1 protein-coding gene is annotated in these 24,558 nt (G+C 71.9%); it reads left to right on the forward strand.

Annotation, left to right across the window (positions count from 1 at the left end):
* Positions 1 to 29: 29 nt before the first annotated feature.
* Positions 30 to 24,509: a type I polyketide synthase gene (locus ABH941_RS03965; RefSeq protein ID WP_370127139.1), complete on the forward strand. Its 24,480-nt coding sequence runs from the start codon at positions 30 to 32 to the stop codon at positions 24,507 to 24,509.
* The last annotated feature ends 49 nt before the right edge of the window (positions 24,510 to 24,558 follow it).

The raw sequence follows: 24,558 nt of genomic DNA on the forward strand, positions 1-24,558 counted from the left end.
CGGCACTACAACGTATGGGGCAAGTTCCAATGGCTAATGAAGACAAGCTCCGGGATTACCTCAAGTGGGTCACCGCAGACCTCGCGGACACCCGTCGACGGCTCCAGGAAATGGAGTCGAAGGCGCAGGAGCCCATTGCCATCGTGGGCATGAGTTGCCGGCTTCCGGGCGCGGTGCGTTCGCCCGAGGACTACTGGCAGCTGCTCTCCGGCGGCGTCGACGCGATCTCCGAGTGGCCGAGCGACCGCGGTTGGGACGTCGAGGCCCTGTACGACCCGGACTCCGACCGGGCCGACACCAGCTACTCGCGCGAAGGCGGCTTCGTCTACGACGCGGGGGACTTCGATCCGGCGTTCTTCGGGATCTCGCCCCGCGAGGCCGTGGCCATGGACCCGCAGCAGCGGTTGCTGCTGGAGACGTCCTGGGAGGCGTTCGAGGCTGCCGGGATCGACCCGGAAACGGCGCGCGGCGGCCGGGCCGGTGTCTTCGTCGGGTGCAGCGGCCAGGAGTACGGGGCGGGCCTGAGCGACATCCCCGATGACGTCCGCGGCCACCTGTTGACCGGCAACTCCACCTCCGTCGTCTCCGGGCGAGTGGCCTACGTGCTGGGTCTTGAGGGTCCGGCGGTGACGGTGGACACGGCGTGCTCGTCGTCGCTGGTGGCGTTGCACCTGGCCGTGCAGTCGCTGCGGTCCGGTGAGTGCGACCTCGCGCTGAGCGGTGGCGTAACGGTGATGTCGACGCCGGGCGCGTTCATCGAGTTCAGCCGGCAGCGCGGGATGGCGGTCGACGGCCGTTGCAAGGCGTTCTCGGAGTCGGCTGACGGAACCGGCTGGGCCGAGGGCGTCGGCATGCTCCTGCTGGAGCGACTGTCGGATGCGCAGCGCAACGGGCACACCGTGCTCGCGGTCGTCCGTGGTTCCGCCGTGAACCAGGACGGCGCGTCGAACGGTCTGACCGCGCCGAACGGCCCGTCGCAGCGTCGTGTGATCCGGGAGGCGCTGACCGGTTCGGGTCTGACGCCGCGTGACGTGGACGTGGTGGAGGCGCACGGCACGGGCACCTCGCTCGGTGACCCGATCGAGGCGCAGGCGCTGCTCGCGACCTACGGCCAAGGGCGGTCAGCGGACCGACCGCTGTGGCTGGGTTCGGTGAAGTCGAACATCGGTCACACCCAGGCGGCCGCGGGTGTGGCCGGTGTGATCAAGATGGTGCTGGCGATGCAGCACGGCGTGCTGCCGCAGACCCTGCATGTCACCGAGCCGTCCACGCACGTGGACTGGTCGGCCGGCGAGGTGCGGCTGCTGACCGAGCGGCGGGAGTGGCCGGAGGAGGCCGACCGGCCGCGGCGCGCCGCGGTGTCGGCGTTCGGCGTCAGCGGCACCAACGCGCACACCATTCTGGAGGCCGCGCCGCTGCCGATGCCGACCGAGACCGTTCAGGCGGACGGTTCGGAGAGCCCCGTCGAGCAGCAGCCCGTGCCGCCGGTGCTGCCATGGGTGCTGTCCGCACGCAGTGAGGAGGGCCTGCAGGCCCAGGCCGCCCGGCTGCTGGCGCACGTCGCGGACCACACCGAGGACGCTCCCGTCGATACGGCGTGGTCGCTGGCCGTGCATCGGTCGGCGCTGCCGTATCGCGCCGCCGTGCTCGGGAAGAGCCGCGAGGAACTCGTTCAGCGACTCGGCCGGCTCGCCCGGGGGACTCAGAGCGAAGGCATCGTCGTCGGCTCCGCTCAATCCGGCGGCAAGCTGGCGTTCCTGTTCGCGGGGCAGGGGTCGCAGCGGTTGGGGATGGGCCGGGAGCTGTATGAGGCGTTTCCGGTGTTCGCGGAGGCGTTCGACGCGGTGTGCGGGCTGGTGGACGCTCCGTTGCGCGAGGTTGTCTTCGGCGATGATGCGGAGCTGCTGAACAGCACCGAGTACGCGCAGCCTGCGCTGTTCGCGATTGAGGTGGCGCTGTTCCGGCTCGTCGAATCGTGGGGCATTCGGTCGGACTTCCTGCTGGGTCACTCCATCGGTGAGCTGGCTGCCGCGCATGTGGCGGGTGTGTTGTCGCTGGCGGACGCCTGCCGTCTGGTGAACGCGCGTGGTCGGCTGATGCAGGCGCTGCCTGCTGGTGGGGCGATGGTGGCGCTGCAGGCCTCGGAGGCGGAGGTGCTGCCGCTGCTGGGCGACGGGGTCGGAGTTGCGGCGGTCAACGGCCCGAACGCGGTCGTGATCTCCGGTGTCGAGGCCGAGGTGAAGAAGGTCGCCAAGGCAGTGCGGGCGATGGGGCGCAAGGCGACGCGGCTGCGGGTGAGCCATGCCTTCCACTCGCCGCTGATGGAGCCGATGCTCGCCGACTTCCGTCGGGTGGCGGAGAGCGTGGAGTACCAGGCGCCGCAGTTGGCGATCGTCTCGAATGTCACTGGTGGGCTCGCCTCGCCGGAGCAGTTGGCCTCGGCGGAGTACTGGGTGTCGCACGTGCGGCAGGCGGTGCGCTTCGCGGACGGTATTCGTGTGCTGGAGGCGCAGGGCGTCACCCGCTTCCTGGAACTGGGTCCGGACGGGACTCTGACGGCGATGGCGCAGCCCTGCCTCGGCACGGAGGACAAGCTGCTCGTCCCTGTCCTGCGCAAGGACCGGCCCGAGGCCGCCGGCGCCCTCGCCGCGATCACGCGGCTCTTCGTGAACGGCGTGGCTCTCGACTGGGCAGCGCTGCTCCCCGGCACCCGACGGGTGGAACTGCCCACCTACGCCTTCCAGCAGCAGCGCTACTGGTTGGCGGCCTCCGGCGTGGCGGCCGCCGACAACCGCCCGGTCGAGCGGACCGACGGCCTGGAGGCCGAGTTCTGGGACGCGGTCGAGCGTGGTGATCTGGACGCGTTGGCCGGGTCGTTGGAACTGGACCGGGAGGCACTGGGCGCGTTGGTACCGGCGTTGTCGTCGTGGCGACGGGGTCGGGTCGAGGCTTCGCGGGTGGATCAGCTGGTGTACGGGGTGGAGTGGAAGCCGCTGGACGCGGTGTCGGGTGGGGTGTTGACGGGTCGTTGGTTGGTGGTGGTGCCGGAGGGTTGTGCCGGGGACGAGTGGGTTGCCTCGGTGATCGACGGGCTGCGGGTGGACGCGGTGGTGGTGGAGTGCGAGGCGGGTGTGCAGCGTGGGGCGTTGGCTGAGCGGGTTGCCGGTGTGGGTGACGTGGCGGGGGTGTTGATGCTGGTGGGTGCTGTCGGGGGCGACGTGGTGGAGGTGTTGTGCCTCTGCGCGGTGTTGGTGCAGGCGTTGGGTGATGCGGGTGTGGGTGGTGGCTTGTGGGTGGTGACTCGGGGTGGTGTGTCGGTGGGGGGTTGGGATGGGGTGGTGGATCCGGTGCAGTCTGCGGTGTGGGGGTTGGGTCGGGTGGCGGCGTTGGAGGTGCCGGAGCGGTGGGGTGGGTTGGTGGATCTGCCGGGTGTGGTGGATCGCAGGGTGCTGGGTCGCCTGGCGGGTGTGCTGGCGGGTGGCAGTGGTGAGGATCAGGTGGCGGTGCGTGGGTCTGGAGTGTTCGGGCGTCGGTTGGCGCGGGTTGTGAGTGCTGCAGGTTCGGGTGTGGTGTGGCGTGCTGGTGGGACGGTGTTGGTGACGGGTGGTATGGGTGCGTTGGGTGTGCGGGTGGCGCGGTGGTTGGCGGGTTGTGGTGTGGGCCGGTTGGTGCTGACCAGTCGTCGTGGTCTGGCGGCGCCGGGGGCTGTGGAGTTGGTGGAGGAGTTGGCGGTCCTGGGTGTCGAGGTGGTGGTGGAGGCGTGTGATGTGGCGGATCGCGGGGCGGTGGAGGCGCTGCTGGGGCGGTATGCGGTGGATGGGGTGGTGCATGCGGCGGGTGTGGTGGAGGACGGGGTGATCGACGGGTTGACGGCTGAGCGCTTCGCCTCGGTGATGCAGGCGAAGGTGATGGGCGCGCTCAACCTGGATGCGGTGTTGGGGGACCGGCAGTTGGATGCGTTCGTGGTGTTCTCGTCGTTCGCCGGGGCGGTGGGTGCTGCGGGCCAGGGGAACTATGCGGCGGCGAACGCTTTCCTGGACGGCTTGGTGGAGCAGCGGCGTGCGCGTGGGTTGGTTGGTACGGCGGTGGCGTGGGGTCCGTGGGCCGAGGGCGGCATGGCGGACGGTGTGGTGGTGTCGCGGCGGTTGCGGCGAGGTGGCGTGCTGCCGCTAGCCCCGGATATGGCGTTGGCGGCGCTGGAGCGGGTGTTGGGTTCGGGTGAGGCGGTGGCGGTGGTCGCCGATGTGGCGTGGGCGGAGTTCGCTCCGGCGTTCACGGGGGTGCGGGCGAGTGCGTTGTTCAACGGGGTGCCGGAGGCGCGTGCGGCGTTGAAGGGTGTGACCTCGGGGGCGGTGGTTGCTGGGTCTGGTTTGCGGGGGCGGTTGGTGGGGTTGTCGGGGGTGGAGCAGGAGCGGGTGTTGTTGGAGGTGGTGCGGGGGCAGGCGGCTGGGGTGTTGGGGTATGCGGGGGTGTCGGGGGTTCCGGCGGAGCGGGCGTTTCGGGAGTTGGGTGTTGATTCGTTGACGGCGATGGAGTTGCGGAACGGGTTGGGGGTGGTGTGTGGGGTGGTGTTGCCGGCGACGGTGGTGTTCGACTATCCGACGCCGTTGGCGTTGGCGCGGTTCTTGCGGGGTGTGTTGTTGGGTGCGGGTGTTGAGGTGGCGGTGCGGGCGGTGTCGGTGGTTGAGGATGATCCGGTGGTGATTGTGGGGATGGGGTGCCGGTTCCCGGGTGGGGTTGCGGGGCCGGAGGACTTCTGGCGGTTGCTGTCCGGTGGCGAGGACGCGATCGACGTCTTCCCCGCCGACCGGGGCTGGGATCTGGACACGTTCTACGACCCCACCCGCGAGCGGCCCAGTACGAGCTATGTGAACGTCGGTGGGTTCCTGGAGGGCGCGGATGGCTTCGATCCCGGTTTCTTCGGGATGAGTCCGCGTGAGGCGGTGGCGACGGATCCGCAGCAGCGGTTGCTGCTGGAGACCTCGTGGGAGGCGCTGGAGCGGGCCGGCATCGACCCGACCTCGGTGCGCGGCAGCCGGACGGGCGTGTTCGCGGGCACCAACGGCCAGGACTACGCGGCGCTGCTGGTGCTGTCGCCGGACGATTTCGGCGGCCATGTCGGGACCGGCAACGCGGCCAGCGTGTTGTCCGGGCGGATTTCGTATGCGCTGGGCCTGGAGGGTCCGGCGGTGACGGTGGACACGGCGTGTTCGTCGTCGCTGGTGGCGCTGCATCTGGCGGCGCAGTCGCTGCGTGCGGGTGAGTGCGATCTCGCGCTGGCCGGTGGTGTGACGGTGATGTCGACGCCCGGCGCGTTCGTGGAGTTCAGCGCCCAGGGCGGGCTCGCGTCCGATGGCCGCTGCAAGCCGTTCTCGGATGCGGCGGACGGCACCGGCTGGGGCGAAGGCGCCGGCGTGCTGGTGGTTGAGCGTTTGTCGGATGCGCGGCGCAATGGGCACACGGTGCTGGCGGTCGTCGCGGGCAGTGCGGTGAACCAGGACGGTGCGTCGAACGGGTTGACCGCGCCGAACGGTCCCTCGCAGCAGCGGGTGATCCGGGACGCCCTGGCAGCAGCTGGGTTGTCGGGCGCGGACGTGGATGCGGTGGAGGCGCATGGGACGGGGACGTCGCTGGGCGATCCGATCGAGGCGCAGGCGTTGTTGGCGACTTATGGTCAGGATCGGGGGTCGGGGCGGCCGTTGTGGCTTGGGTCGGTGAAGTCGAACATCGGTCATACGCAGGCTGCTGCGGGTGTGGCTGGTGTGATCAAGATGGTGTTGGCGATGCGGCACGGTGTGCTGCCGCAGACGCTGCATGTGAGCGAGCCGTCCTCGCATGTGGACTGGTCGGCGGGTGCTGTGCGGCTGCTGCTGGAGAACACCGAGTGGGCGGTGGAGGAGGACCGTCCGCGCCGGGCCGGGGTGTCGGCCTTCGGGGTGTCCGGGACCAACGCACACGTGGTTCTCCAGCAGGCTCCGCAGTTGGAATCCGTCCCGGCGGGACTGGAGGCGGCGGCTCCCGGGACGGTGCCGTGGGTGGTGTCTGCGCGCAGTCGGGACGGGCTGACGGCGCAGGCAGGGCGTTTGCTGGCACTGGTGGCAGAGCAGGGCGAGCTCGACCCGCGCGACGTCGGTCGTTCGCTGGTGACCACGCGATCGGTGTTCGAGCACCGTGCTGTTGTGGTCGGTGGTGACCGGGCGGAGCTGGTGCGGGGCCTGGAGGCTTTGGCGGCTGGGGAGTTCTCGTCGAGTGTGGCGACTGGCGATGCCGGGTTCGAGGGTCGGACGGCGTTCCTGTTCGCGGGGCAGGGTTCGCAGCGGCTGGGTATGGGCCGGGAGTTGTATGAGGCGTTCGAGGTATTCGCGGATGCTCTCGATGCCGTCTGCGCCCAGGTGGACGGGGAACTGGAACTCCCGCTGCGGGAGGTGGTGTTCGGTGCGGACGCCGAGCGGCTGAACGGCACGGCGTTCGCGCAGCCGGCGTTGTTCGCGGTTGAGGTGGCGTTGTTCCGGTTGGTGGAGTCGTGGGGTGTGCGGCCGGACTTCCTGGTGGGTCATTCGGTTGGTGAGTTGGCGGCGGCGCATGTGACGGGGGTGTTGTCGCTGGAGGACGCCTGCCGCTTGGTGGTGGCGCGGGGCCGGTTGATGCAGGCGCTGCCTGCTGGTGGGGCGATGGTGGCGCTGCAGGCATCCGAGGCCGAGGTGCTGCCCTTGCTGGGCGACGGGGTCGGCATCGCGGCGGTCAACGGGCCGAACGCGGTGGTCGTCTCCGGCGAGGAGGCCGCCGTGCTGGCGGTCGCTGAGCGGATCGAGGCGCTCGGACGTAAGGCGACGCGGTTGCGGGTGAGTCATGCGTTCCATTCGCCGTTGATGGAGCCGATGTTGGGGGAGTTCCGCCGGGTGGCGGAGAGCATTGACTATGGGCAGCCGCGGTTGGCGATGGTTTCGAATGTGACGGGTGGGTTGGCTTCGGCGGAGGAGTTGACCTCGTCGGAGTACTGGGTGTCGCACGTGCGTGAGGCGGTGCGTTTTGCCGACGGTGTAGAGGAGTTGGTGGAGCAGGGTGTTACCCGGTTCCTGGAGCTGGGTCCTGACGGGACGCTGACCGCGATGGCGCAGGCGTGCCTCGCGAGCGCGGAAGGTGTCGTGCTTCCGGGGCTGCGCAAGGAGCGGCCTGAGGTGGTGGCGTTGCTGTCGGCGGTGGGTGGGTTGTTCGCGCATGGTGTGGAGGTGGACTGGTCGGCGCTGTTTGCGGGTACGGGGGCGCGTCGGGTGGATCTGCCCACCTACGCCTTCCAGCACGGTCGTTACTGGCCCACACCTGCTGCGCCGTCCGAGCAGGCGACCGCGGAGGTCTCGGCGGTCGACGCGCGCTTCTGGGAAGCGGTCGAGCGCGAGGACCTGGAGTCCCTCGCTGCCGACCTGGAACTCGACGAGCAGGTACTCGGCACCGTGGTGCCGGCGTTGTCGCAGTGGCGTCAGCAGCGTAACGAGCAGTCCGCCCTCGACAGCCACCGCTACGGCGTGACGTGGAAGGCGCTGGCCAACTCGACCCGCGTGACGCAGCTCAGCGGGAAGTGGCTGGTCGTGGTCCCGGTCGGCCAGGTCGACTCGGACTGGGTGGGCTCGCTGGTGGATGGGCTTGCTTCGAGTGGGGCGCAGATCGTCCCGGTGGAATGTGAGTTGGGTGTTGATCGGGTGGTGTTGGCGGAGCGGTTGCGTGGGGTGGTGGGTGGGGAGCCGGTGGTGGGTGTGGTGTCGTTGTTGGCGGTTGTGGGGGGTGAGTGGGATGTGGTGCCGGGTGGTTTGGGGTCGACGTTGGTGTTGGTGCAGGCGTTGGGTGATGCGGGTGTGGGTGGTGGCTTGTGGGTGGTGACTCGGGGTGGTGTGTCGGTGGGGGGTTGGGATGGGGTGGTGGATCCGGTGCAGGCGTCGGTGTGGGGGTTGGGTCGGGTGGCGGCGTTGGAGGTGCCGGAGCGGTGGGGTGGGTTGGTGGATCTGCCGGGGGTGGTGGATCGCAGGGTGCTGGGGCGCCTGGCGGGTGTGTTGGCGGGTGGCAGTGGTGAGGATCAGGTGGCGGTGCGTGGGTCCGGGGTGTTTGGTCGTCGGTTGGTGCGGGTTGTGAGTGCTGGGGCGTCGGGTGTGGTGTGGCGTGCTGGTGGGACGGTGTTGGTGACGGGTGGTACGGGTGCGTTGGGTGTGCGGGTGGCGCGGTGGTTGGCGGGTTCCGGGGTGGGCCGGTTGGTGCTGACCAGTCGTCGGGGTCTGGCGGCGCCGGGGGCTGTGGAGTTGGTGGAGGAGTTGGCGGGTCTGGGGGTTGAGGTGGTCGTGGAGGCGTGTGATGTGGCGGATCGGGGGGCGGTGGAGGCGCTGCTGGGGCGGTATCGGGTGGATGGGGTGGTGCATGCGGCGGGTGTGGTGGATGCGGTGGCGTTGGGGGAGATGGGTGTGGGGCATGTGGCGGAGGTGTTGCGGGCGAAGGTGTTGGGTGCGGTGAATCTGGATGCGGTGTTGGGTGATCGGGAGTTGGACGGGTTTGTGGTGTTCTCGTCGATTGCGGGTGTGTGGGGCAGTGGTGGGCAGGGGGCGTATGCGGCGGCGAATGCGTTTGTGGACGGGTTGGTGGAGCGGCGGCGTGCGCGTGGTGTGGTGGGGACGTCGGTGGCGTGGGGTCCGTGGGCTGGGGGTGGGATGGCGTCGGCGGAGGGTGCGGAGGAGCATTTGCGGCGGCGTGGGTTGCCGGCGTTGCGGCCGGAGTTGGCGGTGGCGGCGTTGCAGCGGGTGTTGGAGTGCGGGGATGCGGCGGTGGTGGTGGCGGAGGTGGACTGGGCGCGGTTCGCGCCGGCGTTTACCAGCAGCCGTCCCAGCCCGTTGCTGGCCGACCTCCCCGAAGCCCAGAACGCCCTCAAGGTCGCATTGACAACGGGCGTTGAGCCGGGAGGCAGCAAGCTTCAGCAGCGCCTCGCCGGGCTCTCCACCACCGAATGCGACCGTGCGCTGCTCGATCTGGTCCGCGCCCGTGCCGCCTCGGTCCTCGGCTACTCCGATCCGACCCTGCTGGAGACCGGCCGAGCATTCCGGGACCTGGGCTTCGACTCGCTCACGGCGGTGGAACTCCGGAACCGGCTCAACGCCGAAACCGGCCTGCACCTGCCTGCCACCCTGGTGTTCGACTACCCGACCCCGGTCGACCTGGCCGGATTCCTCCGCGACGCCCTGTTCGGCGTGAGCGCCGAGGTGCTGCCTCCCGCACGGGACGCGGTCGCCGGTACGGACGACCCGATCGCCATCGTCGGTATGAGCTGCCGCCTGCCCGGCGAGGTCGCCGGGCCGGACGACCTCTGGCGGCTGGTGGTCGAAGGCAGGGACGCGATCTCCGCGTTCCCGACCGATCGCGGTTGGGACCTCGGCGCGCTGCACGGCTCCGAGGGCGGCGCGGTCGGCCGGAGCCACACCCGTACGGGTGGCTTCCTGCACGACGCTCACCAGTTCGACCCCGCCTTCTTCGGGATCTCGCCGCGCGAGGCGGTCGCGATGGACCCCCAGCAGCGCCTGCTGCTTGAGGTGGCCTGGGAGACCTTCGAGCTCGCGGCAGTCGAAGCGGGCTCGGTCCGGGGCAGCCGCACCGGAGTTTTCATCGGTGCCGGGAGCTCGGGCTACGGCTCCGGACTGCGGGAGGTGCCCGACGGTCTCGGCGGTCATCTGCTGACCGGCATCTCCGGCAGCGTGCTCTCCGGTCGTGTCGCCTACGCGCTCGGCCTCGAAGGCCCGGCGGTGACGGTCGACACGGCCTGCTCGTCGTCGCTGGTCGCGCTGCACCTGGCGGTGCAGTCGCTGCGGTCGGGCGAGTGCGACCTCGCGCTGGCCGGTGGCGTCACCGTGATGGCGGACCCCGGAGCCTTCGTCGAGTTCAGCGCGCAGGGCGGCCTCGCCGCCGACGGACGCTGCAAGGCGTTCTCGGACGAAGCCGACGGCACCGGCTGGGCCGAGGGCGTGGGTGTGCTGCTGGTCGAGCGGCTCTCGGACGCGCGGCGCAACGGGCACACCGTGCTCGCGGTCGTGGCCGGCAGCGCGGTGAACCAGGACGGCGCCTCGAACGGTCTGACGGCGCCGAACGGTCCCTCGCAGCAGCGGGTGATCCGCGAGGCGCTGGCGGGTGCCGGTCTGACACCGCGTGACATCGACGCGGTGGAGGCGCACGGCACCGGCACCACGCTCGGTGACCCGATCGAGGCACAGGCATTGCTCGCGACCTACGGTCAGGACCGGCCGGAGGGCCGTCCGCTCTGGCTGGGGTCGCTGAAGTCGAACATCGGCCACGCCCAGGCGGCTGCCGGTGTCGCCGGTGTGATCAAGATGGTGCAGGCGATGCGGCACGGTGTGCTGCCGCGCACCCTGCACGCGGAGGTCCCGTCGTCGCAGGTCGACTGGTCCGCCGGTGAGGTGCGGCTGCTGAGCGAGAACACCGACTGGACGGTGGACGAGGACCGTCCGCGCCGGGCTGGAGTGTCGGCGTTCGGCGTCTCCGGGACCAACGCCCACGTGATCATCCAGCAGGCGCCGCAGCAGGAGGGCGTCACGCCGGAGCCGGAGCGCGTCGCGCCGGAGCCGGGAACCGGCGCCGCCGGGCCGGGTACGGTCCCGTGGGTGGTGTCCTCGCGAAGCCGTGAGGGTCTGTCGGCGCAGGCCGCGCGCCTGCTGGCGCGCCTGGCCGAAGCGCCCGACGCCGACCTGCGGGACGTGGGTCATTCACTCGCCGTTACCCGGTCGGTGTTCGAGCATCGCGCGGTCGTCGTCGGAGGCGACCGGGCCGAGCTGCTGAGCGGCCTCACGGCCCTGGCAGCCGGGGAGTCCGCCGCCCAGGTGGTCACCGGTGCGGTCGGGTTCGAGGGGCGGACGGCCTTCCTGTTCGCCGGTCAGGGCTCGCAGCGGCTTGGTATGGGCCGTGGGCTCTACCAGGCGTTCGAGGTCTTCGCGGAGGCCTTCGACGCCGTCTGCGCCCAGGTGGACGGGCAGTTGGAGCGCCCCCTGTATGACGTGGTGTTCGGCACGAGCGCGGACTCGGATGCCGACCCGGAGCTGCTGAACAGCACCGCCTTCGCGCAGCCCGCGCTGTTCGCCGTCGAGGTGGCGCTGTTCCGGCTGCTGGAGTCGTGGGGGATCCGGCCGGACTACCTGCTCGGCCACTCCGTCGGCGAGCTGGCCGCCGCCCATGTCGCGGGTGTGATGTCGCTGGAGGACGCATGCCGTCTGGTGGTGGCGCGCGGTCGGCTGATGCAGGCGCTGCCCGCCGGTGGGGCGATGGTGGCGCTGGAGGCGTCCGAGGCCGAAGTGCTGACGCTGCTGGAAGGCCGCGGGACCGAGGTCGGCATCGCGGCGCTGAACGGTCCGAACGCGGTCGTGGTGTCCGGCGAGGAGGCCGCCACCCTGGAGGTCGCCGCCCGGATCGAGGCCCTCGGCCGCCGGACCAAGCGGCTCCGGGTGAGCCACGCCTTCCACTCCCCACTCATGGAGCCGATGCTGCGCGAGTTCCGCCGGGTGGCGGAGAGCGTGGACTACCAGGTGCCGCATCTGACGATCGTCTCCAACGTCACCGGCGATCTGGCCACGGCAGCGGAACTGGCCTCGCCGGAGTACTGGGTGTCGCACGTCCGGCAGGCGGTGCGCTTCGCCGACGGCATCAAGCAGCTTGAGCAGCACGGCGTCACCCGGTTCCTGGAGCTGGGCCCGGACGGGACGTTGACCGCGATGGCGGCGGTGTCGGCGTCCGAGGCCGGCGGAGTCCTGGTGCCCGGCCTGCGCGAGGACCGGCCCGAGGCGGGCGCGCTGCTGTCCGCGGTGGCCGCGCTGTTCACGCACGGCACGGAGGTTGACTGGTCGGCGCTGTTCGACGGCACCGGCGCCCGCACGGTGGAACTGCCCACCTACGCCTTCCAGCGCCGCCGTTACTGGCTGGAGGCGACGCCCGCGGGCGGCGACCCCGCCTCGATCGGCTTGGTGCCGATCGACCACCCCCTGCTCGCCGCCGCCGTCCCCATGGCCGACAGCTCGGAGCTGCTGCTGACGGGACGTCTCTCGCTGGCCGCCCAGCCCTGGCTGGCCGACCACCGCATCGCCGGGACGGTCGTCGTCCCGAGCACCGCGCTCCTCGAACTGGCGGTGGTCGCGGGCGACCGGACCGGCTGCGACCAGGTCCGCGAAGTGATCCTGGAGGCACCGCTGCAGGTGCCCGATCAGGGATCGGTCCGGCTCCAGGTGCGGATCGAGGAGCCGGACGCGCTCGGCACCCGCGCGCTCACCGTCTACTCGCGCCCGGACGCTCTCCCCGACGCCCTCGCGGACGACGGCGGTTCCGATCGCGATCACTGGACCCGGAACGCCAGCGGCAGCCTGACAGCCGGCGCGGCCCAGCCGCGGGACACCGCCGACTTGGAGGTCTGGCCGCCTGCCGACGCCGAGCCGCTGGACCTGGACGGCGTCTACGACCGCCTCGCCGCGAACGGCTTCGACTACGGACCCGGCTTCCGCGCCCTGACCGCCGCGTGGCAGCGGGCTGACGAGGTGTTCGCGGAGGTCACCCTCCCCGAGGGCGCACAGGCCCTGGCCGGACGCTTCGGCCTGCACCCGGCGCTGCTGGACGCCGCGCTGCACCCGATGGGTCTGGGCACGCTCAAGGACCTCTCCGCCGGCCGGATGCTCTTCGCCTGGCGGGACGCCTCTCTCTTCGCGGACGGCGCCACCACCCTGCGGGTGCGGCTGACCCCCCGCGGCGGCGACTCCCTCTCGCTGCTGGCCGCGGACGGCAGCGGCCGTCCGGTCATCGCGATCGGGTCGATGCTGCTGCGACAGGTCGCCACACCGGCGGCCAGCGCCCCACCGGCCGAAACCGAGGCGGGGACGACCGGTGCGGCGCTCGCCGCCCCGCGCGCCGAGAGCCCCCGGCAGATGGAGCGCCGCCGCCGCGCCGAGGCCGGGCGCGCCGAGTCGGGTCTGATCCAGAAGCTGACCGGACGTTCCGAGGCCGAGCGTCAGCGCGTCCTGCTCGACCTCGTCCGCAAGCAGGTCGCCGTCGTGCTCGACTACGACGGGCCCGAGGACGTGGAGCCCACCCGGGTCTTCAAGGACCTCGGGTTCGCCTCGCTCACCGCCGTGGAGCTGCGCAACCTGCTCAGCGCCGAGATAGGCGTGGCGCTGCCCGCCACCCTCGTCTTCGACTACCCCTCCTCACTGGCCCTGGCCCGGCACCTGGACCAGGAGCTGTTCGGCCGGCAGGCCGACCGAGGCGTCCCGATGCGCCCGCTCACCCCGGTGGACCAGGACCCGATCGCGATCGTCGGCATGGCCTGCCGCTACCCGGGCGGGGTCGGCACTCCCGAGGAGCTGTGGGACCTGGTGGCGAGTCAGGGCGACGGCATCTCGCCGTTCCCGACCGACCGCAGCTGGGATCTGGCGAAGCTCTACCACCCCGACCCGGACCACCCCGGCACCTGCTACGCCCGCGAGGGCGGGTTCCTGCACAACGCGAGCCAGTTCGACCCGTCCTTCTTCGGCATCTCGCCGCGTGAGGCGACCGCGATGGACCCGCAGCAGCGGCTGCTGCTGGAGACCTCGTGGGAGGCGCTGGAGCGGGCCGGGATCGACCCGACCTCGGTGCGCGGCAGCCTCACGGGCGTCTTCGCTGGTGTGACCTACCAGGACTACATCAACATCCTGACCAACGCCGAGGAGAGCTTCGAGGGCTACATCGGCACCGGCAACTCGCCGAGCGTGCTCTCCGGCCGCATCTCGTACGTCATGGGCCTGGAGGGGCCCTCGCTGTCCGTCGACACCGCCTGCTCGTCCTCGCTGGTCGCGCTGCACCTCGCAGTGCAGGCGCTGCGCCAGGGCGAGTGCTCGCTGGCGCTGGCCGGCGGGGTGACCGTGATGTCCACCCCGGGCTCGCTGATCGAGTTCAGCCGCCAGCGGGCACTGGCCGAGGACGGCCGCTGCAAGCCGTTCTCGGCCCAGGCCGAGGGCGCCAGCTGGGCCGAGGGCGCGGGCATGGTCGTGGTGGAGCGGCTGTCCGACGCGCGCCGCAACGGCCACCCGGTACTCGCCATCATCCAGGGCAGCGCGCTCAACCAGGACGGTGCCTCCAACGGGCTCACCGCACCCAACGGCCCGTCCCAGCAGCGGGTCATCCGGGCCGCCCTCGCCAACGGCAGACTGACGCCCGACGAGGTCGACGCGGTCGAGGCGCACGGCACCGGCACCACCCTGGGCGACCCGATCGAGGCCCAGGCCCTGATCGCCGCCTACGGCCAGGACCGGGACGAGGACCGCCCGCTGTGGATCGGTTCGCTCAAGTCCAACATCGGACACAGCCAGGCCGCCGCCGGTATCGGCGGGGTCATCAAGATGGTCATGGCCATCCGCAACGGCATCCTGCCGCAGACCCTGCACGCCGAGGAGCCCAGCCGCGAGATCGACTGGTCGGCCGGCGCCGTGCGGCTCCTGACCGAGCCGGTGAGCTGGCCGGAGACCGGCCGCCCGCGCCGGGCCGGGGTGTCCGCCTTCGGTATGAGCGGCACCAACGCCCACGTCATCATCCAGCAGGCCCCGCAGCTGTCCTCGCAGCAGGACGAAACCGTCGAACCGGACCTCGATGCCCCCGCCGCCGCGCTCCCGGTGGTACCCGCGCTGCTCTCGGCCCGCACGGCGGACGGGCTCCGCGGGCAGGCCGCCCGGCTGCGCAGCCATCTGCGGGCCAACCCCGAGCTGGCGCTCGGCGACCTGGCCCGATCGCTGGCCGTCACTCGCACCGCGTTCGAGTACCGCTCCGTGGTCCTGGCGACCAGCCGGGACGAGCTCGACCGAGGGCTGCTCGACATCGCCGAGGACCGGATGGTCACCGAGGTCGTGAGCGGTGTCGCGAACGTGAGCACCGGGCCGGTCCTGGTGTTCCCCGGACAGGGCGCGCAGTGGGCCGCCATGGGCCGCCAACTGCTGGCCGAGTCCCCGGTGTTCGCGGACCGGATCGGCCAGTGCGAGCAGGCACTGGCGCCGTTCGTCGACTGGTCGCTGACGGCGGTGCTGCGCGGCGACGAGGACGCGGCCGACCTGGACCGGGTGGACGTGGTCCAGCCCGCGCTGTGGGCGGTCATGGTCTCCCTCGCCCACCTCTGGCGCAGCTACGGCGTCGAACCGGCCGCTGTGGTCGGGCACAGCCAGGGCGAGATCGCGGCGGCCTGCGTCGCCGGGGCGCTGTCCCTGGAGGACGGCGCGCGCGTGGTCGCGCTGCGAAGCCGGGCCATCGTCGCGATCGCCGGGAACGGCGGCATGATGTCCGTCCCGCTGCCGGTCGAGCAGGTGCGCGAGCGGCTGCGGCCGTGGGCGGAGCAGCTGTCGGTCGCCGCCGTGAACGGACCGTCCTCGGTGGTCGTCGCCGGTGACGCCGCAGCGCTGGACGGGTTGTTCAACGCGCTTACCGCGGACGGGGTGCAGGCCCGCAAGGTCTCCGTCGACTACGGCTCGCACTCCAGCCAGGTCGAGCCGATCCGCGAGCAGGTGCTGCAGGCGCTGGCGGGCATCGAGCCACGACCGGCCGAGATCCCCTTCCTGTCGGCGGTGACCGGGCAGTGGCTGGACACCACCGGGCTCGACCCCGAGTACTGGTACACCAACCTGCGCCGGACGGTCCGCTTCGAGGAGGCGATCAGAGCCCTGCTGAAGGCCGGCAACCGCGCGTTCATCGAGGTCAGCCCGCACCCCGTGGTCGCTTTCGGGCTGCGGGAGACGATCGACGACGTCGGCGCCGAGGCCGTGGTGCTGAGCACGCTGCGTCGGGAGCAGGGCGGCCTCGGCCGGTTCCTGACCTCGCTGGCGGAGGCTCATGCCCAGGGCGTGGACGTCGACTGGCACACCGTCTTCGCCGGCACCGGCGCGCGCACCGTCGACCTGCCGACCTACGCCTTCCAGCGGCGGCGCTACTGGCCGCAGTTGCGCGACCTCACGGTCGCGGCCGAGGGAGCGCAGACGGTCGACGCCGTGGAGACCTCGTTCTGGGAGACGGTCGAGCAGGAGGACCTCGAAGCCCTCGCCGCGACCCTGGACCTGGGCGGCGAGGCTCCGCTGAGCGAGGTGCTGCCCGCGCTGTCCAGCTGGCGGCGCAACAGCCGGGAGAAGTCGATTCTCGACAACTGGCGCTACACCGTGGGCTGGTCGCCGCTGTCCCAGGAGGGAACCGGCGCGCTGTCCGGCCGTTGGCTGCTGGTCGTCCCGGCCGGTGGGGTCGGTGGCGAGCTCGTCGAGGGCGCCCGGCAGGCGCTGGACGCCAACGGCGCCCGGGTCCGGCTGGTCGAGGTGGGCGATGCCGGCACCGACCGTGAGAGCCTCGCCGCGCTGCTGCGCGCCGCCCTGAACGAGAGCGGCGGGGACGGTGAGAACGGCGGTGACCTGCCGCTCAACGGTGTGCTGTCGCTGCTCGCGCTGGCGGAGCGTCCGCATCCCGAGTTCGGCTCCGTGCCGGTCGGCCTGGCGGCGACGCTGTCGCTGATCCAGGCGCTGGGCGACCTCAAGGTCGAGGCGCCGCTGTGGTGCGGCACCCGGGGCGCGGTCGTGATCAGCGACTCCGAGCAGATCGCCAGTTCCCCGCAGGCGCTGATCTGGGGTCTGGGACGGGTGGCCGCACTCGAACACTCCGACCGCTGGGGCGGTCTGCTGGACCTGCCCGCGACGCTGGACACCCGGGCCGGTGCGCGGCTGTGCTCGGTCCTGGCCGACCCGCGCGGCGAGGACCAGATCGCCGTCCGCGCCTCCGGGGCCTTCGGCAGGCGACTGCTGCGCGCCCCGCTGGGCAGCGCGCCGGTGGAGGACGGCTGGCGCCCGCGCGGCACCGTGCTGGTCACCGGCGGCACCGGCGCGGTGGGTGGCCATGTCTCCCGCTGGCTGGCCGGACTCGGCGCCGAGCACCTGCTGCTGACCAGCCGTCGGGGCGCGGACGCTCCCGGCGCGGCGGAGCTCACGGCCGAGCTGAACGCGCTCGGAGCCGAGGTCACCATCGCCGCCTGCGACGTCTCCGACCGCGAGTCGCTGCGCGAACTGCTCGCCTCCGTGCCCGCGAAGTACCCGCTGGACGCGGTGCTGCACGTCGCGGGCTCGCTGGACGACGGCGTCATCGACGCCCTGGACGCGGGCCGTCTCGACCCGGTGCTCCGGGTGAAGGTCGGCGGCGCGTTCAACCTGCACGAGCTGACCAAGGACCTGGACCTCTCCGCCTTCGTCCTGTTCTCCTCCACCTCCGGCACCATCAGCGGCTCCGGCCTGGGCAACTACGCACCGGGCAACGCCTTCCTGGACGCGCTGGCACTGCAGCGCCGGGCGGCCGGGCTGCCCGCGACCGCCGTCGCCTGGGGCCACTGGGCCGATGGCGGTATGGGCGACGGAGCGGTCGGCGACCGACTGCGCCGCTTCGGTGTCTACGACATGGCTCCGGAACTGGCCTGCGCCGCGCTGCGGCAGGCCCTGGACCACGACGAGACCTGCGTCGCGGTCACCGACCTCGGCTGGGACCGGTTCGCCCCCGCGTTCAGCGGATCGCGGCCCAGCGCCCTGCTGCTCGAACTGGCCGACGCACAGCGGGTGCTGCGCGCCGCCACCACGGCGGGAGCCAAGGACGGTTCGGGCCAGGACGTCTCGATGCTGCGGCTGCACCTGGCCGACCTGCCCGAGTCCGAGCGCGCCGACGCGGTCCTCGACGTCGTCCGCGGCTATGTGGCCACCGTCCTCGGCTACGAGGGCCCTGAGGCGGTCGAGCCGGGGCGGGCCTTCAGCGACCTGGGCTTCGACTCGCTCAGCGCGGTAGAACTGCGCAACGGCATGAACAAGATCACCGGGCTGCGGCTGCCGTCCACCCTGGTCTTCGACTACCCGAACTGCGGCGAACTCGCCCGGCTGCTGCTGGCCGAGATGTCCGACGGGCAGCCGGAGGCGGCCCTGCCCGTCGTCGTCGCCGGCTTCGTGGACGACGACCCGATCGCCATCGTGGCGATGAGCTGCCGCTTCCCCGGCGACGTGCGCACCCCGGAGCAGCTGTGGCAGCTGCTGGACAGTGGCGGCGACGCGGTCGCCCCGTTCCCGACCGACCGCGGCTGGGACATCGAGGCGATCTACCACCCGGACCCGGAGCACCTGGGCACCTGCTACGCCAACGAGGGCGGCTTCATCGCCGACATCGACCAGTTCGACCCGGCGTTCTTCGGTATCTCCCCGCGCGAGGCCCTCGCCATGGACCCGCAGCAGCGGTTGCTGCTGGAGACCTCGTGGGAGGCGTTCGAGCGGGCCGGTATCGACCCGGTGTCGCTGCGCGGCAGCCGCACCGGCGTGTTCGCCGGCACCAACGGCCAGGACTACCCGGGCCTGCTGGTCGCCTCGGGCGAGGACTACGAGGGCTACATCGGCACTGGCAACGCTGCCAGCGTCGTCTCCGGCCGTGTCTCCTACACCTTCGGGTTGGAGGGGCCGGCGGTGACGGTGGACACGGCGTGTTCGTCGGCGCTGGTGGCGTTGCATCTGGCGGTGCAGGCGCTGCGTTCGGGGGAGTGTGATCTGGCGTTGGCGGGTGGTGTGACGGTGATGTCGACGCCGGGTCTGTTCCTGGACTTCAGTCGTCAGCGCGGGTTGGCGGCCGACGGCCGCTGCAAGGCGTTCGCGGACCAGGCGGACGGCGCGGGCTTCTCCGAGGGCGCGGGCATGCTGCTGGTCGAGCGCCTGTCGGACGCGCGGCGCAACGGGCATGCGGTGCTGGCGGTCGTCGCGGGTTCGGCGGTGAACCAGGACGGCGCGTCGAACGGGTTGACCGCCCCGAACGGCCCCTCGCAGCAGCGGGTGATCCGGCAGGCATTGGCGGGCGCCGGGCTCTCGGCGTCCGATGTGGACGTGGTGGAGGCGCACGGGACCGGCACTACGCTTGGTGACCCGATCGAGGCGCAGGCCCTGCTCGCCACCTATGGCCAGGGACGCCCGGCAGACCGGCCGTTGTGGCTGGGGTCGGTGAAGTCGAACATCGGTCACACCCAGGCGGCGGCCGGTGCGGCCGGGCTGATCAAGATGGTGCTGGCGATGCGCCACGGCGTGCTGCCGCAGACCCTGCACGTCGACGAGCCGTCCTCGCACGTGGACTGGTCGGCGGGCGCGGTGGAACTGCTCACCGAGAAGCGTCAATGGGTCCGGGAGGACGGCCGTCCGCGCCGTGCGGGCATCTCCTCCTTCGGGATCAGCGGGACCAACGCGCACACCATCCTGGAGGAGCCGCCCCGCGAGGAAGAGGCAGCGGACACTGCCGCGGAGCCCGAGGAGAGCGGCGTGGAGCGGATGACCTCCGTCGGAACGCCGGTGAGCGTGGTGCCCTGGGTGGTCAGTGGCAAGACCGCCGCAGCGATGCGCGGCCAGGCGGAGCGGCTGACCGGGTTCGTCGATGAGGAGGCGGGGCTGCACGACATCGGCGCCTCGCTGGTTACCTCGCGGTCGCTGTTCGACCACCGGGCCGTGGTGCTCGGCGCCGACCGGGCCGAACTCCTTGGCGGCCTCGCCGCGTTGGCGAACGGCGAGAGTGCGCCGAACGTAGTGTCGGGACTGGCCAAGCGCGAGGGCCGGACGGCGTTCCTGTTCGCCGGCCAGGGGTCGCAGCGGTTGGGCATGGGCCGGGAGCTGTATGAGCAGTTCCCGGTGTTCGCCGAGGCATTCGACGCGGTCTGCGCGCTGGTCGACGCTCCGCTGCGGGAGGTGGTGTTCGGTGCGGACGCCGAGGCACTGAACAGCACCGTGTTCGCGCAGCCGGCGCTGTTCGCGGTCGAGGTGGCGCTGTTCCGGCTGGTCGAATCTCTGGGGGTGAAGCCGGACTACCTGGTCGGCCACTCCATCGGTGAACTGGCCGCGGCCCATGTGGCGGGCGTGCTGACGCTGGAGGACGCCTGCCGCCTGGTGGTGGCGCGTGGTCGGTTGATGCAGGCACTGCCGGCCGGCGGCGCGATGGCGGCACTCCAGGCATCCGAGGCAGAGATTGTGCCGCTGCTGGGTGACGGTGTTGGTATCGCGGCCGTCAACGGCCCGAACGCCGTCGTGGTCTCCGGTGCCGAGGCCGCAGTCGACGAGATCGCCGAACACGTCCGGAACCTGGGCCGCAAGGCGACCCGGCTGCGGGTCAGTCACGCCTTCCACTCCCCGCTGATGGAGCCGATGCTGGCGGAGTTCCGCCAGGTGGCGCAGAGCATCGCCTACCAGCGCCCGCGTCTTGCGGTGGTTTCCAATGTCACCGGTGAGCCGGCCACGGCCGAGCAGTTGATGTCGCCCGAGTACTGGGTGGGACATGTCCGGCAGGCGGTCCGTTTCGCCGACGGGGTGCGCTGGTTGGAGCAGCACAAGGTCACCCGCTTCCTGGAGCTGGGCCCCGACGGCACGCTGACCGCGATGGCTCTGGGCTGCCTGGGCGACGACGACGCCCTGCTGGTCCCGGCGCTGCGCAAGGACCGCCCGGAGGTCACCGCCCTGCTCACCGCCGTCGCCGGGCTGTTCACCCACGGCGTCGACGTCGACTGGGCGGCGCTCTTCCCCGGCGCCGGACGCGTCGCGCTCCCCACCTACGCCTTCCAGCGCAAGAGTTACTGGCCGCGCTTCACCAACACCAACGCGATGCTCGGGGACCTCGGCTCGGCCGGCCTCGCCTCCGCCCAACACCCGCTGCTCAGCACCGCCGTCCAGGTGGCCGGGACCGACGAGTTCCTGTTCACCGGTCGGCTGTCGCTGCAGTCGCACCCGTGGCTGCGCGACCACGCGGTCAGCGGGACGGTGCTCTTCCCCGGCACCGGCTTCCTGGAACTCGGCCTGCGGGCCGCCGACGAGGCCGGCTGCGGCGGGGTGGAGGAACTGACCATCGCCGCACCGCTGGTGGTGCCCGAGCGCGGCGGCGTGCGGCTGCAGGTCGTCGTGGGCGCGCCGGACGACTCCGGTCACCGGACCCTGGACGTGTATTCGCGTCCGCAGGACGCCCCGGACGAGCAGCCCTGGATCCTCAATGCCAGCGGTTCGCTCGCGGCGAGCCTGTCCGCGCCCGTCGAGCAACCCTTCGACTTCGCGGTCTGGCCGCCGCGCGACGCGGTGGTCCTCGGGGTCGACGGCTTCTACGAGCGCTTCGCCGAGCAGGGCTTCGCGTACGGCCCGGTGTTCCAGGGCCTGCAGGCGGTGTGGCAGCGCGGTGACGAGATCTTCGCCGAGGTCGGCCTCCCGGAGGAGCACGAGGCGCTCGCGGGCTCGTTCGGCATCCACCCGGCGCTGCTCGACTCCGGTCTGCACGCGATGATGTACGTCTCCATGGCGGACACCGGCCACGGACGGCTGCCGTTCTCCTGGAACGGCGTCGCGCTGCGGGCCTCGGGCGCACGGGCGCTGCGGCTGCGGCTGGTCCAGTCCGGGCCGGAGGCGGTGTCGCTGGAGCTGGCGGATCCGGCCGGACTCCCGGTCGCCTCGATCACCTCGCTGCAGCTGCGCCAGGTCTCTGGCGAGCTGATCAGCAGCGCCGGCGAGGCCGCCTTCCGCGAGTCGCTGTTCCAGCTGGACTGGGTCAAGGCCCCGGCCGGGGAGCTGCCGCAGAGCGGGACCGCGCACTGGGCCGCGGTGGGCGTGGACGCCCACACCCTGGCCGTCGATCTGAGCAGCGGGCGCGCCACCGTCTCCCCCTGCACCGAACTGTCCGAACTCGTCGGCCTGGGCGCCGGCCTGCCCGAGGCGGTGTTCTTCCCCTGCGAGCTGAAGGCGCCTGGCGAGGACCTGGTCGCGGCCACCCACGAGGTGACCGGCCGAGTCCTGGAGGTGCTGCAGCAGTGGCTGGCCGAGCCCGCCTTCGAGGCGGCGCGGCTGGTGCTGCTGACCCGTGGCGCGGTGGCCGGGGACCAGCGGTCGCCGGATCCGGCGCTGTCGGCGGTCTGGGGCCTGGTGCGGGCGGCGCTGGTCGAGAACCCGGGCCGGTTCGTGCTGCTGGACGTGGACGGGGCGGCCGAGTCCTGGGACACCGTCGCCGATGCCCTGGCCTCCGGGGAACCGGAACTGGCGGTGCGTCAGGGAGTCGCCTACGTCCCGCGCCTGGGACGGGTGGCCACCCGCTCGGCCGCTCTCCCGCTCCCCGGGGGCGCCGCCGCCTGGCGGCTGGACATCGCCGAGAAGGGCACCCTGGAGGGCCTGGCCCTGGTCGAGTGCCCGGACGTGGTAAGCGATCTGACAGCGGGTCAGGTACGGGTCTCGGTCCGCGCCGCGGGCCTCAACTTCCGCGACGTGCTGAACGCGCTGGGCATGTATCCGGGCGAGGCCGGCCTGCTCGGCGGCGAGGGCGCGGGTGTGATCACCGAGGTCGGTCCGGGCGTGGCGGGGCTGGCGGTCGGCGACCGGGTGATGGGGATGTTCTTCGGCGCCTTCGGTCCGCTCGCGATCGCCGACGCGCGAACCGTGGTGCGCATCCCGTCCGGTTGGTCCTTCGCCCAGGCGGCGTCCGTGCCGATCGTCTTCCTGACCGCGTACTACGCGCTGGTGGACCTGGGCAGGCTTCGCTCCGGCGAGAAGGTCCTGGTGCACGCGGCGGCCGGCGGCGTCGGCATGGCGGCGGTCCAACTCGCCCGCCACCTGGGCGCGGAGGTGTTCGGCACGGCCAGCGCGGCCAAGTGGCCGGCGCTGCGCGGGCTCGGCCTGGACGACGACCACATCGCCTCCTCCCGGGACCTCGGCTTCGAGTTCGCCTTCGGCGCGGCCACCGACGACGACGGCGTGGACGTCGTCCTGGACTCGCTGGCAGGCGAGTTCGTCGACGCCTCGCTGCGGCTGCTGCCGCGCGGCGGCCGGTTCCTGGAGATGGGCAAGACCGACGTCCGCGAGCCGGCGGCCGTCGCGCAGGAGCACGCCGGGGTGAAGTACCGGGCGTTCGACCTGTGGGAGGCCGGGCCCGAGCGGATCGGCGAGATGCTGGCCGCACTGGTGGGGCTGTTCGAGTCCGGTGCCCTCAACCCGTCCCCGGTGACGGTGTGGGACGTCCGGCAGGCGCCGGAGGCCTTCCGCTACCTGAGCCAGGCCAAGAACATCGGCAAGGTGGTGCTGACCGTCCCGACCCCGCTGCGCACCGACGGAACCGTCCTGGTCACCGGCGGTACCGGCGGTCTGGGCGCGCTGGTGGCCCGGCATCTGGTCACCGAGCGCGGCGTCGGCCACCTGGTGCTCGCCAGCCGTCGCGGCTGGGACTCACCCGGGGTGGGAGCCCTGGTCGAGGAGCTGTCCGGGCGGGGCACCGAGGTCACCGTCGTCGCCTGCGACGCGGCCGACCGCGAGTCGCTGGCCGAACTGCTCGGCGCGATCCCGGCCGAGCACCCGCTCACGGCCGTCGTCCACACGGCGGGTGTCCTGGACGACGGCGTGCTGTCCTCGCTCACCCCGGAGAGGATGTCGGCGGTGCTGCGTCCCAAGGCGGACGCGGCGGTCAACCTGCACGAACTGACGAAGGGTCTGGATCTGGCCGCCTTCGTGCTGTTCTCCTCCGTCGCTGGCACCTTCGGCAGCGCCGGTCAGGGCAACTACTCGGCGGCCAACGCCTTCCTGGACGGCTTCGCCCAGGTCCGGCGCGGCCTGGGGCTGCCGGCCACCTCCCTCGGCTGGGGCGCCTGGGCCCCGGGCACCGGGATGACCAGCGAGCTCAGCGAGGCGGACCTGCGGCGGATGGAGCGCGGCGGCATGCTGCCGCTCAGCGCGGACCAAGGCCTGGGCCTGCTCGACAGCACCGCACTGGACCCGACGGCCGTCCCGGACCGGGCCGCCCTGCTGCCGATGAACCTGGACGTCTCGGTGCTGCGCGCCCACGCCGAGGCGCTGCCGCCGATGCTGCGCAACCTGGTCCGGACACCGACCCGGCGCACCGCCGAAACCGGTGCCCGGGCGGCGGGCGGCCAGGCCGGTCTCGACCAGCGGCTGGCCGCGCTGGCTCCCGCCGACCGCGAGCAGCTGCTGACCGATCTGGTCTGCGGTCAAGCGGCGGCGGTGCTGGGGCACGCCTCGGTCGAGGACATCGACCCGGAGCAGGCGTTCAAGGAACTGGGCTTCGACTCGCTCACGGCGGTCGAGCTCCGCAACCGCCTCAACGCGGCGACCAGGCTCCGACTGCCGGCCACGCTGGTGTTCGACTACCCGACGCCGATCGTGCTGGTCGAGTACCTGCTCGGGGAGATCGAGCTCCCCGCTGCCGCCGGAACCCCCGGGCCGGTGTCGCTTCTGGTCGAACTGGACCGGCTGGAGGCCGCGCTGGGCGCAGCCGCCACCGACGGCGGCGCGGTCAGCGAGGCGGAGTACGCGAAGATCACCGACCGGCTTCTGCAGCTCACAGCGAAGTGGAAGGAACAGCGCGACGGTGCCGATGCCCCCGGCAAGGACGACGAGGCACTCGACTCCGTTGCGACAGCGGACGAGCTGTTCGACCTCATTGACAAAGAACTCGGAATGCTCTGATCGGTCGGACGCGGGCAACCGCTCGGCTCAAGGATGTGGCGGCTGTGGC

Origin of the sequence: Streptacidiphilus sp. EB103A, from assembly GCF_041261405.1 — a bacterium.
Taxonomy (GTDB): Bacteria; Actinomycetota; Actinomycetes; order Streptomycetales; family Streptomycetaceae; genus Streptacidiphilus.